Raw genomic sequence first — 13805 nt, 5'->3', positions numbered from 1 at the left:
GCTCACATGCCCCAGCGCAGCCCCGCGGTCTTCACCGGCGCGTCCCACAACCGCAGCGTCTCCTCGTCGATCTGGCACAGGGTGACCGAGGCGCCCGCCATGTCGAGGGAGGTGACGTAGTTGCCGACGAGGGTGCGGGCGACGGCTACACCGCGTTCGTCCAGCGCCCGCTGCACCTCGGCGTTGAATCCGTACAGCTCCAGGAGCGGGGTCGCGCCCATGCCGTTGACCAGCAGCAGGACCGGGTTGCGCGGGCTCATGTCGTCCAGGATCGCGTTGACCGCGAAGTCGGCGATCTCGCGCGAGGTCATCATCGCCCGCCGCTCCCGGCCCGGTTCGCCGTGGATGCCGATGCCCAGTTCCAGTTCCCCGTCCGGCAGGTCGAAGGTGGGGCTGCCCTTGGCGTACGTGGTGCAGGCGCTCAGCGCGACGCCGAAACTGCGGGAGTTCTCGTTGACCTGACGGGCGATCGACTCCACGCGCTCCAGCGGCTGCCCCTCGTCGGCGGCGGCTCCGGCGATCTTCTCGACGAAGAGGGTGGCGCCGGTGCCGCGCCGGCCGGCGGTGTAGAGGCTGTCGGTGACGGCCACGTCGTCGTTGACGAGGACCTTCGCCACCTGGATGCCCTCGTCCTCGGCGAGTTCGGCGGCCATGTCGAAGTTGAGGACGTCGCCGGTGTAGTTCTTCACGATGAACAGCACGCCGGCGCCGCTGTCCACGGCCGCCGCCGCCCGCACCATCTGGTCGGGCACGGGAGAGGTGAACACCTCGCCGGGGCAGGCCGCCGAGAGCATGCCGGGGCCCACGAACCCGCCGTGCAGCGGCTCGTGCCCGGAACCACCGCCGGAGACCAGGCCCACCTTCCCGGCCACGGGGGCGTCCCGCCGTACGATCACCCGGTTCTCCACGTCGACGGTGAGTTCGGGATGGGCTGCCGCCAGTCCGCGCAGCGCGTCCGCGACGACGGTCTCGGGGACGTTGATGAGCATCCGCATGGGTACCTCCTGGCCGAACGTGAACGGGATACCTGATGCATGCAGTATCGAACGTGCGGCAGCGAAGGTCACGACGGGCGACCGGTGCGGCCCGTTGTGTCCCCCCGCGTCGGCAACTGGTCCATACCAAACTCTTGACATGTCCATCTCTCACTTCTTAAATCACGCAGTGAACTAAGCCTCCCCGCCCCCCACTTCACGCCGCCGCGCCGGCGCAGGAGATGACGTGCTCCGACTCCCCAGACCTCGTATCGCCGCAACCGGTGTGGCCGCCGCCCTCGCCGCCTCGATCCTCACCGGCCTCCAGCCCGCCGAGGCAGCGGCCGCCGCCCTGCCCACCGGCTGGGCCACGGTCGTCAACGCCGGCAGCGGCAAGTGCCTGGACGCCCGCTCGGCGGCCACCGTCAACGGCACCGCCGTCCAGCAGTACGCCTGCAACAACACCACCGCCCAGCAGTGGAGCTTCACCGCCACCGGCGACGGCTACGTCCGGATCAACAACCGCAACGACGCCCAGCAGGTCGCCGACGTCAGCGACGTGTCCACCGCCGACAACGCGGCCGTGCACCTGTGGACCTACGGCGGCGGCGCCAACCAGCAGTGGCTGCCGGTCGACGAGGGCGGCGGCGCCTACCACTTCGTCAACCGCAACAGCGGCAAATGCCTCGACGTCCCCGCCGCGTCCACGGCCGACAGCGTCCAACTCGTGCAATACACCTGCAACGGCACGGGCGCCCAGCGCTTCGAGGTCGCACCCGTGAGCACCGCGCCCGGCGACGTCGACCTCGGTCCGAACGTGGTCGTCTTCGACCCCTCGATGCCGTCGTCCACGATCCAGAGCCGCCTGAACCAGATCTTCCAGCAGCAGGAGACCAACCAGTTCGGCGCCCAGCGCTACGCCGTGATGTTCAAGCCCGGCACCTACAGCAACGACGTCAACGTCGGCTTCTACACCCAGGTGTTGGGGCTCGGGCAGTCGCCCGACTCGGTCACGATCAACGGGGCCGTCCATGTGGAGGCCGACTGGTTCCCGCCGCAGAACGCCACCCAGAACTTCTGGCGCGGCGCCGAGAACCTGTCCGTCAACCCGACGGGCGGCACGGACCGTTGGGCGGTCTCGCAGGCCTCCGGGTACCGGCGCATGCATGTGCGCGGCAACTTGGAGCTGAGTGACGGCGGTTGGTCCAGCGGCGGCTTCATGGCCGACAGCAAGATCGACGGCCAGGTCCGCTCCGGCACCCAGCAGCAGTGGCTCACCCGCAACTCCCAGCTCGGCAGCTGGACCGGTTCCAACTGGAACATGGTGTTCGTCGGCAGCCAGGGCGTCCCGGGCAACAGCTTCCCCAACCCGCCCTACACCACGGTGAACCAGACACCGACCGTCCGCGAGAAGCCCTTCCTGTACGTCGACGGCGCGGGCGCCTACAAGGTGTTCGTGCCCGGCATGCGGACCAACTCCTCGGCGACCAGCTGGGCGAGCGGCAACGCCCCGGGCACCTCGCTCGGCATCGACCAGTTCTACGTCGTCAAGCCGGGCGCGACCGCGGCGCAGATCAACTCGGCGCTGGCCGAAGGGAAGAACCTCCTGGTCACCCCCGGCGTCTACCACCTCGACCAGACCCTGCGCGTGACCCGCCCCGACACCGTCGTGCTCGGCCTCGGACTCGCCACCTTCGTCCCCGACAACGGCGTCACCGCCATGACGGTCGCCGACGTCGACGGAGTGAAGCTCGCGGGCCTCCTCTTCGACGCCGGCACCACCAACTCCCAGACGCTGGTGGAGATCGGCCCGTCCGGCGCCGCCGCCGACCACGCGGCCGACCCGACCTCGCTGCACGACGTCTACTTCCGCGTCGGCGGCGCTGCCGTGGGCAAGGCCACCACCAGCCTCGTCGTCAACAGCGACGACGTCATCGGCGACCACATGTGGATCTGGCGCGCCGACCACGGCACCGGCGTCGGCTGGACCACCAACACCGCCGACACCGGGCTGGTCGTCAACGGCGACGACGTCACCATGTACGGCCTGTTCGTCGAGCACTACCAGAAGCACCAGACCGTCTGGAACGGCAACGGCGGCCGGACGTACTTCTACCAGAACGAGATGCCCTACGACCCGCCCAACCAGGCGTCCTGGATGAACGGCTCCACGCAGGGCTACGCCGCCTACAAGGTCGCGAACTCGGTCACCAGCCACCAGGCCTACGGACTCGGCAGCTACTGCTACTTCAACGTCAACCCGAGCGTCACCGCCGAGCACGCCTTCGAGGTCCCCAACACCCCGAACGTGCGCTTCCAGAACATGGTGACCGTCTCGCTCGGCGGCACCGGGACGATCCGGCACGTGATCAACGACCGGGGCGGCCCGTCCAACTCCTCGACGAACGTGGCCAACCTGGTGAGCTATCCGTGACGTCGTACGGAGGGAGAGGCGTGTTCGCCTGGTGAAGGGTGTTTCACCGGGGGCTGGTCAAGTGTGGCCCCCGGTGTGACACTCGGCGCAACACAGATCCTTCAAGGAGTCGTCGATGAGCAGGAGCGAGTCTCCCGAGGCCGGTACGACGGCCGGTGTGGTCCGCGGTCGCCGCGAGTCCGGTCTCGATGTCTTCCGCGGCATCCCCTACGCGCAGCCCCCGGTGGGGGAGGCGCGGTTCGCGGCGCCGCGGCCGGCGGAGCGGTGGGAGGGGGTGCGGGAGACGACCGCCTTCGGACCGCCGCCCCCGCAGGAGCCGTTCGGCCCCGGCGCTCCAGCCGTCGCGCCCTGGTCCCTGCCGACCGGCGACGACTGGCTGACCGTCAACGTCTGGACCCCCGAGGCGGACCCGGCGGCCCGCCGCCCGGTGATGGTGTGGATCTACGGCGGCGCCTACAAGCTGGGCGCCACCGACGACCCCACCTACGACGGCGGCCGGCTCGCCAGGGACGGGAACCTGGTCGTCGTCACCCTCAACTACCGGGTCGGCGTCGAAGGGTTCCTGCGGATCGAGGGCGCGCCCGCGAACCGGGGGCTGCTGGACCAGGTCGCCGCACTGGAGTGGGTGCGTGACAACATCACGGCCTTCGGCGGGGACCCCGACCAGGTCACCGTCTTCGGCGAGTCGGCCGGCGCCGGGTCCGTCGCCGCGCTGCTGGCCATGCCGCGGGCACGCGGTCTCTTCCGCCGGGCGATCGCACAGAGCGTGCCGGGCACGTACTTCTCGGACGCGCTGGCCCGGGACATCGGCGCGGCCGTCGCCGGTGAGCTCGGGCTGCGCGCGACCGTCGCCGACCTGGCGGGAGTGGACCCGCGCAAGCTGCCCGAGGCGGGGGCCGCGCTGGGCGGCCGTATGCGCGAGTTCCTGCCCCGCTGGGGGACGGTCGCCCTCACCGCCAGCCCGTACTCGCCGGTCGTCGACGGGGACGTCCTGCCCGTGACGCCGTGGACGGCGCTGGCGGAGGGCGCGGCTCGGGACGTGGACCTGATCGTCGGGCACAACCGTGACGAGTTCCGGCTCTTCCTGATGATGGGCGGGCTGCTCGGCAAGGTCGACGACCAGTTGGCGTCCGCCGCACTGGCCGCGTTCGGACCGGCGCCCGACGCCGGACAGGCCTACCGCGCCGCGTTCCCGGACGCCTCGGCGGAGCACCTCTTCGAACTCGTCCAGTCCGACTGGCTGTTCCGCATGCCCTCCCTCCACCTGGCCGACGCGCAGACGGCCGGTGGCGGCCGGGCGTACCTGTACGAACTCACCTGGTCCGCCCCGGTCCACGGTGGTGCCCTCGGGGCCTGCCACGCACTGGACGTCCCCCTGGTCTTCGGCCCCCAGGGCGGCGGACTCGGCAGCATGCTGATCGGCCCCGAGCCCACGCCCGAGACCGAACAGCTCTCCGCGTACGTACGGTCCGCGTGGACCGCCTTCGCGGGCACGGGTGACCCCGGCTGGCCCGCGTACGACCCCGAGAGCCGCCTCACCCGCCTCCTCGACACCGAACCGACGGTGACCGCCTACCCGGAGGAGTCCTCACGCCGACTGTGGGAGCGACACACCTTCGAGGCGCTGCCGCTCACGGCCTGACCGGTTGGGCCCTAGGTGCGGTCGCCCTTCGGCCTGCCCCGCTGGTCGGGGGTGCCGTGCGGGGGCGGGTTGTGCGGTTCCGGTGACGTCGTCGGGGACACGGGGGAGCCGTGGCGTCCCGCGCGTGCCTCGGGGCGCAGCGCCTGGGGATCGCCGGACGTCGGTTCGGCGCCGGCTTCCAGCTGCTCCAGGCGCGCGGTCAGCAACTCGGTCACCGGGAGCCGGTCGGCGTGGGTGCGCTCGTAGGAGAGGAGCGTCTCCACCTCCTCCGGGGCCAGTGATCGCACGCGGCTCTCCAGGCCGCCGATGGGCAGATGGTCGTAGTCGGGCAGCGGCAGGGCGCTGCGACCGCCGTCGGCCATGAAACTCACTTCCCTCGGTGCTGTGCTCTGTACGGGCCCGCGGGCCGCGGAACGACGACCGCCCGGCTACCCGCTGCCGAACGATCCGCTCTTGCCGTCGGTCCACCGGCGGCGGGACTTCTCGGACCCCGTCCGGGTGCTGCTGTTGCCGAACGCGGGCATCTCGTGCGGGGTGAGCCGGTGGTCGCTCCGGGGCACCTCGTCGGGTTCCCTGTTCTCCGCGACCTCGCGCACGGGGCCGCCCTCCGGCAGCCGCGGCTGCTCCTCGGGGCTCGGCGGCGGAGGCTCCCGGCGACGCACGCGCGCGCCCATCCAGAACGCGCCGAGCAGCAGGGCGACGACGACCAGGCCCGCCACGATCAGCCCGACGCCCAGGGCGCCGCGGCCCGCGGCCATCTCCATCCATGCGGTAGTCATGATCCCGCGAGTACCCCCGGCGTCCGGGGTGAACCCGACCGCCGCGACCGGCGGAAACCTCCGGTGAGGGGGTTTGACGCGATCTGTGGCGGCTACCCGCGCGGTGTGACAGCGACGACATCCCAACAGGAGCTCTTCCGGTTCCTGGAGGACCGTTTCGCGTGTGCGCAGGCGTGCACCGAATGCGCCCGGGCATGCGCGGTGCGTGCCAGCCTCGTGGATCCGGACGGGACCGAGCAACAGGAACTCGTACGACGCAAGGGCATCATGTGCGCGGAGGTGTGCGACGCGACGTGCCGGGTGCTGTCCGAGCAGAACCGGCTGGACGAGAGCGGCATCCGCGTCCAGCTGGAGTGGTGCCGGACGGTCTGCCTGGAGTGCGCCCACGCCTTCGACGACCAGCCGGGAGCGGAGGACGCGGCGAAGGCCTGCCGGGAGTGCGCCCAGGCGTGCACGGACTTCATCGCCACGCTGAACTGAGGGGCGGGGCACCTCTCACAGAGGCCGCCCCATCCGGACGTTCCAGCGCCCCGCCCTTCCGCTGAGCTCGACGGCGGTCAGCGGCGGCACGTCCGTCCGCCAGAAGGCCGACCTCGGCGCTCCCAGCGCGTGGACCAGGGCCGCGCGGACGATCTCGGGTTCCGCCACGGCGATCGTACGGACCGACTCCGAGTCGACCTCGGCCAGCCGGTCCAGCCACGCCCCGACCCGTTCGCACAGCGCGGCCACCGGCTCCCCGCCGTGCGGGGCCGCTTCGGGGTCGGACAGCCAGCGCGTCAGCGCCTCCGGCTCCGCGGCGCCCACCTCGGCCAGCGTCGACCCGCGCCAGCGCCCCGTGTCGAGGGCGGCCAACTCCGGTGCGTCCAGGGCGTCGAGGCCGAGCGCGCCGGCCGTCTCGCGGCAGCGCAGCGTGGGGGAGGAACAGACCCGGTGCGCCGTCGGGAGCGTGCCCGCGGCGGCCTTCGCGCTCCGCAGGCCGGAGGCGTCCAACGGGCAACCGTCGTCGAAGCGGGCCTCCCGCAGGGCCTCGCTGATCGCGGGTGAGATCAACATCACTCGGCTGGTCATCCGCCCATTCCCCCGCTCAACATCCTTTCCGTACCGCGTATTTGACATGCGCACAGCGCTCGAGGGGCGCTCGTGGCCGAACCACGCGCTCTTGGCCGCACCTCTCCCACGCGGTACCTTCTCGTCGATATCGACGACGGTTCGGTGGAAGCCGGTGGGATTCCGGCACGGTCGCGCCACTGTATGCCGGGCACGCTCCTGAAGGGCGGGCCGGGTGAGTCAGACCCGCCCCGTCGTCCTGTGCACCACCGAGACGGGACGCGAGTTCCCCCAGGAGGTCCTGCCATGGCGCAGACCGTCGCTCAGCCGACAACCAGCTCCACCGCCGTACCCGCCAAGCTGCCGATCGGCGCCATCGTCCCCTGGGCGGTCTTCTTCGGCGTCCTGATGCTGGTCCTGCTCTACTTCGTCGGCGCCGAACAGGGCGCCACCTCCCTCCTCTCCGGCGAGGGGGTCCACGAGTGGGTGCATGACGCCCGCCATCTGCTCGGCTTCCCCTGCCACTGACAGCGGCGAGGAAGCGTATCCGCGCATGAACTCCGCAACTGTCAGAAACCTCCTGGTCCGCGGCATGCTCGCGGGCCTCGTCGCGGGCCTGGCCGCGCTCGTCGTCGCGTACTTCCTCGGGGAGCCGCGCGTTGATCAGGCCATCGCCTTCGAGGAGGCCCACGCGCACGAGCACGGCGGCGAGGAACTGTTCAGCCGTACGCTCCAGTCCACCGCGGGCCTGTCCACCGGCGTCCTCGTCTACGGGGTCGCCTTCGGCGGCATCGCAGCACTCGCGTACTGCTTCGCGCTCGGCCGGATCGGCCGCTTCGGGCCGCGCGCGAGCGCGCTGCTCCTGGCGGTCGCCGGGCTGGTCGCGGTGTACGTCGTCCCGTTCCTCAAGTACCCCGCCAACCCGCCGGCCGTCGGTGACCCCGACACGCTCAACCAGCGGACCGCGCTGTTCTTCCTGATGATCGTCCTCAGCGTGCTGCTGACGGTGGGCACGGTCATCCTGGGCAAGCGTCTCGCACCCCGCCTCGGCAACTGGAACGCCACCCTCGCCGCGGGCGCGTTCTTCGTCCTCGTCGTCGGGCTGGCGTACGCGTTCCTGCCGTCGTTCAACGAGGTGCCGGAGCACTTCCCGGCCGCCCTGTTGTGGCAGTACCGGCTCGCCGCACTCGCCGTGCAGGTGACCCTGTGGACCGCCTTCGGGCTGGTCTTCGGGCTGCTGGCGGAGCGGCAGTTGGCGCCGAAGCCGGCCGAGCGGTCGGCGGGCGCCGGGAATCGGCCGACTCCCGTCGCCCACTGAGCGGTTCACGACACCGGTTGAAGGGCCCTCGCCTGGCGGGGGCCCTTTCGTGTGCCTCGGTGCGGCCTTGCCATTCCCTATTTCTGGAACACGTTCTACCGTGTGCGCCGTCAGGACCGGTCCCGGGGAGCCTGGAGGCGCCGTGCATCTCGCATACACACCCGAGCAGCAGCGGCTGCGCACCGAACTGCGCGCGTACTTCGCCGGGTTGGTGCCGGACGACGCGAACGCCCGGCACGGCGACCGGCGGGAGCAGAAGCGCTTCTACCGCGAGATCATCCGGAAGCTGGGCGCCGACCGCTGGCTGGGCGTCGGCTGGCCGAAGGAGTACGGCGGCCGCGGCCTGACCGCGATGGAACAGTTCATCTTCTTCGACGAGGCCGCCCAGGCCGGCGTCCCGCTGCCGCTGATGGCCCTGAACACGGTCGGCCCGACGATCATGCGGTACGGCACCGACGAGCAGAAGGCCTACTTCCTGCCGAAGATCCTCTCCGGCGAGATCGACTTCGCGATCGGCTACAGCGAGCCCGACGCCGGCACGGATCTGGCGTCCTTGAAGACGCGTGCGGTGCGCGACGGCGACCAATACGTCGTCAACGGCCAGAAGATCTGGACCACCAACGGCGACACCGCGGACTGGGTGTGGCTGGCGACCCGCACCGACCCGAGCGCCCCGCCCCACAAGGGCATCACCATGCTCCTCGTCCCGACCACCGAACCCGGCTACTCCTGCACCGTCATCAACACCCTCGCCGGCCATGACACCACCGCCAGCTACTACGAGGACATCCGCGTCCCCGTCTCCCGCCGCGTCGGCGAGGAGAACCAGGGCTGGCGGCTGATCACCAACCAGCTCAACCACGAACGCGTCACCCTCGCCGCCCACGGCACCATGGCGATCCGCGCCCTGCACGACGTCCAGCGCTGGGCCATGGAGACCAAACTCGCCGACGGCCGCCGCGTCGTCGACCTGCCCTGGGTACGCCGCCGCCTCGCCCAGACCCATGTGAAGCTCGACGCGATGAAACTGCTCAACTGGCAGATGGTCAACGCCGTCCAGAACGGCACGCTCACCCCCCAGGACGCCTCCGCCGTCAAGGTCTACGGCTCCGAGGCCCGCCGCGAGGCCTACGCCTGGCTCATGGAAGTGGTCGCCGCGGCCGGCGCCCTGAAGGAGGGCTCCGCGGGCACGGTCCTCCACGGCGAACTGGAACGCGGCTACCGCTCCGCGGTCATCTTCACCTTCGGCGGCGGCAACAACGAGATCCAGCGGGAGATCATCTCGTGGATCGGTCTGGGGATGCCGCGGGTCCGTCGCTGACCGGGGGGCGGGGCCACAGGACCGGTTCGGCGGCGGGCATGGTGAAGACCCGCCCGTCGTCGGCAGGGTCCCGCGCCTCGTGGAAGCGGAACAGCAGCTCGTCCCCGTACTGTCCGAGCACCTCGATCTTGCCCCGGGCGTGCGAGGCGACGTAGCGGAAGCGCCGAGCCAGGCCGTTGAGGCTCGGGCGGGTCCGCTCCAGCAGACGGAGAGTGTCCTGGACGGACACCTGGAAGGACTCGTCGCCGTGCACGGGACGGCACTGGAACAGGTAGTAAGGGGCGATGCCCGCCGCCGTCACCCCGTTGAGCAGGCGCGCCAGTTCGGCCGGATCGTCGTTGACTCCGCGCAGCACCGGCGTCTGGTTGATCACCGACACCCCACGGTCCAGCAGCCGCTCGGTCCTGTCGAGCGCGGGCGGTGTCAGCTCCCGGCTGTGGTTGAAGTGTGCGACCACGACGACCCGGCGTCCGGTGCGCCGCACCGCGTCGAACGAAGCGAACAGCTCCGTGGTCAGGCGGTCGGGGTCGAAGGCCGGCACCTTCGTCCCGATGCGTACGGTGCGGACGTGCGGCACGTCGCAGAGTGCCTCGAGGACTCGGTTCAGGCGGGCGGGGGACAGCATCAGCGGGTCGCCGCCGGTCAGCAGGACGTTGTCGATCTCCTGGTGGCGCCGTATGTAGTCGATGCCCGCGGAGACGTCCAGCCGGGTCTCCGGGCCGTCGTCGCCCGCGGAAATGTGGTGCGTGTCGTCGGCGGCGAGGGTGAAACGCTTGCGGAAGCAGAAGCGGCAGTACGCGGCGCAGACCCCGGTCAGCAGCAGGAGTGCCGTACGCGGGTACTTGTGCTGCAGACCGGGCACGTGCGTGTTGGCCGCCTCGTCACTGGCGTCGTAGGAGAAGTCGCCGCCCAGCTCGCCCGCGTCCGGCAGGACCAGTCTGCGCAGCGGGTCCGCGGGGTCGCCCCAGTCCACCAGTGAGGCGTAGTAGGGGGAGACCCGGAACTCGAACTCTGCCAACACCGGCTGCAGCGCGGCCAGTTCGGCGCGCGACAGGCCCGCGATCTGCTCCGGGTCGCGGATCACCCGCGCCGGTGCGGTCCTACGGCCGTCGTTGTCGTCCATGTCCCCCCTAGGGCGGCGCCGACGGCCGGGCCGGTCATCCGCCGACGTGGATCAGCGTGGCCCAGCGGGTCGGCAGGTCCGGGTGTTCGTTCCGCAGTCGGCTGCTCACCTCGTTGACCACTACCCGGGGTGAGGCCTCGCTTCCCTTGTTGCCCACAAGTGCCCGGTAGAAAGCGTCCGTTGTGTACACGGCCACTTGGTCGCCGATCGGCCACAGCGTGCCCACCGCGTGCCGGAACCCGGCGAGCCGGAGCGTGGCGCACAGGTGGACGGCCTCATCGGTCAGCACATCGCCGCCCCGGGCCGTCTCACAGGCCGACAGATAGACCAGCTCGGCTCCTTCCGGCGTCAGCCCGGCCAGCTCGGCGAGCGTCAGCGGTCCGTCCGCGGTGATGAGCCCGCTACGGGACGGGTCCTGCGGTCGGCACACGGCATGGCAGGCGAAGTGCGCGTGGGTCGCCGTCGACAGGGCGCCCAGCACCGCCTCCCGGGTCGCCTCGGCCCCGACGAGCAACTGTCCGCCACCCAGCAGGGCACGCACCCGGCCCGCCTCGTCCTCGGTCCCCGGCAGATCGCCGTGCCCCTCGGTGTGCGGCATGGCGACGATCATCGGGCGCCTCGCCGAGGCGGGTGCGGACGGGGTGAGCGTCCGCAGGGTCGGGGTGTACGAGGAGACCACGCAGTCCAGGGCGCAGAGCCGGGCGGCGTCCGCCGTACCGCGGCGCTGTGCGGCGTGCAGGGGAAGCAGGGTGAGTTCACCGGTCGGCGACCACCAAAGGGCAGGCCGGGCGCCGGGCTCGGCCGCACGGTCCAGTGACAGCCGGGCCAGGACCGGGCCGACGACGGCGTCCCACAGCCAGGCCAGCACCTCTTCCACGTCCGCCTCGACACGACGTCGGGCGGCGGCGTCACCGCGCGCGGCGGAACGGCGGTCGAGTGCCTCGTAGAGCGCGGAGACCCGCGCCGAGACCGCCTCCGGTGTCGCGTCCGGGAGCGGCACGACGACGATGCCGTGCCCGGTGACGGCGAGGGCGTCGCTGCGGTACCGGCTGATGTTGACGACCGCCACCGGACCGTCGGCCGCCGCCGCGGAAGGGTCGGGGGCCAGGCGCCGGGGGAAGGTGCTCAGACCGGGTCGTTGCCGGATCTCCTCGGTCAACCGGGTCAACCGGTGTGCCGCGCGTTGCCGTGCCAGGGTGAGCCCGTGGTCGGCGTCGATCCGGCTCGCGGACGCGGAGCCGAGGACCTCGCGCAACTGCCGGTACTCGTCGGCGAGATCGGGCGCGCGCTCCTGGAGGTCGTCGATCGCCGTCCGCTGCTCGACGAGTTGACGCAGCAGCACACCGCGCCCCTCCTCCAGCAGTCGCACGGCCTCCTCCGGGCGGTCGAGCCGCAGGGCGCAGGCGGCGGCGTCCCGGATGCCGGACCCCAGGCGCATGAGCTGCATCTCGCGGTTGCGGCGGGAGGTCAACTCGCCCACGGCCAGCGGCAACAGGGCGGCGATCCCGCCGAAGCCCGCGAGAGCCCCCGCCCAGTCGCCGGCCAGCGCCGCGGCCTCGCCCCACGCCTCGTAGGAGTTCCACCGCACCCACAGGGGAGCCGTCTCCAGCAGCGCCGAAGCGCGGTAGGCCCGCACCGCCGCCGAGAGGTCGTCGGGGTCGCCGGAGAGACGGTGCCGGTGCCGGTGCGCGAGTCCCAGGTGATTGAGGCGGTGCCCCGCCTCCGGGTCGTCCCGGGTCGTCATGTTCACGGCCTGCTCGGCGTGCCGCATGGCCTCGGCGACCACCTCCGCGGGCATCCCGTCCGGCGGGATCTCGGTCGGTAGCAGGGTGGCGACGAGGTTGGAGCGTACGAGCGGCGCGACCGGGTGTCCTGGTGGCAGCAGGTCGATCGCCTCACGGAAGACGTCTGCCGACTCCAGGCGTGTCCGGATGTCGCCCTCGTCGGCCTGGTCCAGCGCGTTGCCGAGGTCGCAGAGCAGCATGGGGCGCATCGGATGGTCCGGCCCCGCCTCGTTCAGACAGTCGAGGAGGAGGCCGATGCCGTCCGTGAGGGCGTCCGGGTGGTGGGTGTGTTTGTGCCACAGCAGGAGGGTGGACGCGTGGTTCATCCGGACGCCGATGGTGTTGACGTACGGCGTCGGGTCGTCGGCCATCTCGGCCAGGGCCTGTTCCTGGACGAGGATGGCCTCGCTCATCGCGTGGCGATCGCCGACGAGCTGCCCCCGGTCGCGGAGCGCGTTCCCCAGGTTGGTCCGGTGGCCGGCCCGCAGTGACGGGTCGAGGTACGGGTGGTCCAGCACGAGCGGCAGCAGCCTGATCGCGTCGTCGAAGGACTCGACGTGGTTGGCGTAGCGGCCCCGGGTCCACAGCGCGGCGCAGTGGTTGCCGAGCCTGACCGGGTAGTCGGGCGAGAGGGTGGCCGTGGCCTTGACGGCGGCGAGCGACACGGCGACCGCGCGGTCGAGGTGTTCCCAGCGGCCCGTCTGCTCGACGTTCTGCTGGAGTTGGACGCCGAGCCGGTCCAGGTTCCTGGCGTTGTCGGGCTCCAGCCGGACCGCGAGGTCCAGCAGCGCGACCGCGTCGTCCGACAGGGCGGCGTCGTGGGTCACGGCGGCGAGGCGGCCCGTCGCCGTCCCGAGCTTCGCGACCCGCTCGACCAGCAGCGGATCGTCCGGCGCGGTGTCCTGGACGACGTCCCGCAGCAGGTCGACCACGTGGACGAGCAGCCGGGTGTCGCCGGTGAGCATGAACAGGTTCCACAGCCGGATGACCTCGTCGTCGACCCCCTCGTCCTCCGGCTCCGGCTCGTCGAGGTTCACGACGAGCGTGGACTCCGGATCGAAGTCGTCGTCGCCGTCCTCCACGAAAGCGATGCCGTACTCCTCCTGTAGCCGTTGCCGATGGGCTGCCGCCCGCTCGGCGTCCAGCTCGGCCTGGGGCCCCGCTCCCAGCCGGGCGCGCAGGAGGTGAAACGGGATGAGGGTCATCAGAAGCCCGAGGCCGACGGACGAGTGGCCGGGGAGCGCCTCCGCCAGGCGTGAGGCCGTGTCGAGCGCGCTGTCGCCCAGCACATGCCGGACGTCACCGGTCGCACGGTATCCCTCCATGCGGTCGACCAATTCCTGGCACAGGTCGGTCACGTCCTCGTCGGGAGCCACGCGCCCC

At 71.5% G+C, this 13805-nt stretch carries 12 protein-coding genes; 6 read left to right on the top strand and 6 right to left on the bottom strand.

The features are described 5' to 3' along the window. Positions 1-2: 2 nt before the first annotated feature. Positions 3-995 carry a dihydroxyacetone kinase subunit DhaK gene (gene dhaK / locus IQ210_RS04900; RefSeq protein ID WP_194077370.1) on the bottom strand — a complete coding sequence of 331 codons (993 nt, stop codon included), beginning with the start codon at positions 993-995 and terminating at the stop codon, positions 3-5. 226 nt (positions 996-1221) lie between these two features. Between dhaK and IQ210_RS04895 the strand changes: the two genes are divergently transcribed. Beyond that, positions 1222-3408 carry an RICIN domain-containing protein gene (locus tag IQ210_RS04895; RefSeq protein WP_194077368.1) on the top strand — a complete coding sequence of 729 codons (2187 nt, stop codon included), beginning with the start codon at positions 1222-1224 and terminating at the stop codon, positions 3406-3408. 115 nt (positions 3409-3523) lie between these two features. Further along, complete coding sequence (locus IQ210_RS04890; RefSeq protein ID WP_194077366.1) at positions 3524-5050, top strand: carboxylesterase/lipase family protein; 1527 nt, start codon at positions 3524-3526, stop codon at positions 5048-5050. A gap of 11 nt (positions 5051-5061) precedes the next feature. Here IQ210_RS04890 and IQ210_RS04885 read toward each other — a convergent pair whose 3' ends face one another. Both IQ210_RS04885 and IQ210_RS04880 read right to left on the bottom strand, forming a co-directional pair. Then, the gene (locus IQ210_RS04885) at positions 5062-5412 is read right to left on the bottom strand and encodes a hypothetical protein (protein WP_194077364.1); all 351 of its coding nucleotides are present in this window, start codon (positions 5410-5412) and stop codon (positions 5062-5064) included. Between the two features lie 66 nt (positions 5413-5478). Then, on the bottom strand, positions 5479-5829 hold the full coding sequence (locus IQ210_RS04880) for a DUF6479 family protein (protein ID WP_194077362.1): 351 nt from the start codon (positions 5827-5829) through the stop codon (positions 5479-5481). Between the two features lie 105 nt (positions 5830-5934). Between IQ210_RS04880 and IQ210_RS04875 the strand changes: the two genes are divergently transcribed. Further along, positions 5935-6309, top strand: a complete 375-nt coding sequence (locus IQ210_RS04875) for a ferredoxin (protein WP_194077361.1) — start codon at positions 5935-5937, stop codon at positions 6307-6309. A 15-nt stretch (positions 6310-6324) separates the two neighbouring features. Here IQ210_RS04875 and IQ210_RS04870 read toward each other — a convergent pair whose 3' ends face one another. Further along, on the bottom strand, positions 6325-6897 hold the full coding sequence (locus IQ210_RS04870) for a histidine phosphatase family protein (RefSeq protein ID WP_194077360.1): 573 nt from the start codon (positions 6895-6897) through the stop codon (positions 6325-6327). Positions 6898-7182: 285 nt separating this feature from the next. Here IQ210_RS04870 and IQ210_RS04865 point away from each other — a divergent pair, with 285 nt between their 5' ends. From IQ210_RS04865 to IQ210_RS04855, 3 genes are all read left to right on the top strand, one after another. Next, positions 7183-7404 (top strand): CbtB domain-containing protein, encoded by a 222-nt coding sequence (locus IQ210_RS04865; RefSeq protein ID WP_109493873.1) that lies wholly within the window; start codon positions 7183-7185, stop codon positions 7402-7404. Positions 7405-7429: 25 nt separating this feature from the next. Next, positions 7430-8194, top strand: coding sequence for a CbtA family protein (locus IQ210_RS04860; RefSeq protein ID WP_194077359.1), 765 nt, complete (start codon positions 7430-7432; stop codon positions 8192-8194). Positions 8195-8336: 142 nt separating this feature from the next. Continuing rightward, a complete protein-coding gene (locus tag IQ210_RS04855; protein ID WP_194077358.1) occupies positions 8337-9515 on the top strand; it encodes an acyl-CoA dehydrogenase family protein in 1179 nt (392 codons plus the stop codon). Here IQ210_RS04855 and IQ210_RS04850 read toward each other — a convergent pair. Together IQ210_RS04850 and IQ210_RS48175 are read right to left on the bottom strand one after the other, a co-directional pair. Further along, positions 9472-10638: a KamA family radical SAM protein gene (locus tag IQ210_RS04850; protein WP_194077357.1), complete on the bottom strand. Its 1167-nt coding sequence runs from the start codon at positions 10636-10638 to the stop codon at positions 9472-9474. The genes IQ210_RS04855 and IQ210_RS04850 overlap by 44 nt on opposite strands. Positions 10639-10672: 34 nt before the next feature. Beyond that, positions 10673-13798: a CHAT domain-containing tetratricopeptide repeat protein gene (locus tag IQ210_RS48175; protein WP_194077356.1), complete on the bottom strand. Its 3126-nt coding sequence runs from the start codon at positions 13796-13798 to the stop codon at positions 10673-10675. Positions 13799-13805 lie beyond the last annotated feature (7 nt).

This window comes from Streptomyces justiciae (genome assembly GCF_015163075.1).
Lineage (GTDB): Bacteria > Actinomycetota > Actinomycetes > Streptomycetales > Streptomycetaceae > Streptomyces > Streptomyces justiciae.
The sequence above is the reverse complement of the archived record's forward strand: the minus strand, read 5'-3'. Positions and strand labels throughout refer to the sequence as shown.

What these genes read in the sequence shown, in the direction of transcription:
- dhaK (WP_194077370.1), bottom strand. Translation starts at nt 995, where the DNA reads ATGCGGATGCTCATCAACGTCCCCGAGACCGTCGTCGCGGACGCGCTG.
- IQ210_RS04890 (WP_194077366.1), top strand. Translation starts at nt 3,524, where the DNA reads ATGAGCAGGAGCGAGTCTCCCGAGGCCGGTACGACGGCCGGTGTGGTC.
- IQ210_RS04885 (WP_194077364.1), bottom strand. Translation starts at nt 5,412, where the DNA reads ATGGCCGACGGCGGTCGCAGCGCCCTGCCGCTGCCCGACTACGACCAT.
- IQ210_RS04880 (WP_194077362.1), bottom strand. Translation starts at nt 5,829, where the DNA reads ATGACTACCGCATGGATGGAGATGGCCGCGGGCCGCGGCGCCCTGGGC.
- IQ210_RS04870 (WP_194077360.1), bottom strand. Translation starts at nt 6,897, where the DNA reads ATGACCAGCCGAGTGATGTTGATCTCACCCGCGATCAGCGAGGCCCTG.
- IQ210_RS04865 (WP_109493873.1), top strand. Translation starts at nt 7,183, where the DNA reads ATGGCGCAGACCGTCGCTCAGCCGACAACCAGCTCCACCGCCGTACCC.
- IQ210_RS04860 (WP_194077359.1), top strand. Translation starts at nt 7,430, where the DNA reads ATGAACTCCGCAACTGTCAGAAACCTCCTGGTCCGCGGCATGCTCGCG.
- IQ210_RS04850 (WP_194077357.1), bottom strand. Translation starts at nt 10,638, where the DNA reads ATGGACGACAACGACGGCCGTAGGACCGCACCGGCGCGGGTGATCCGC.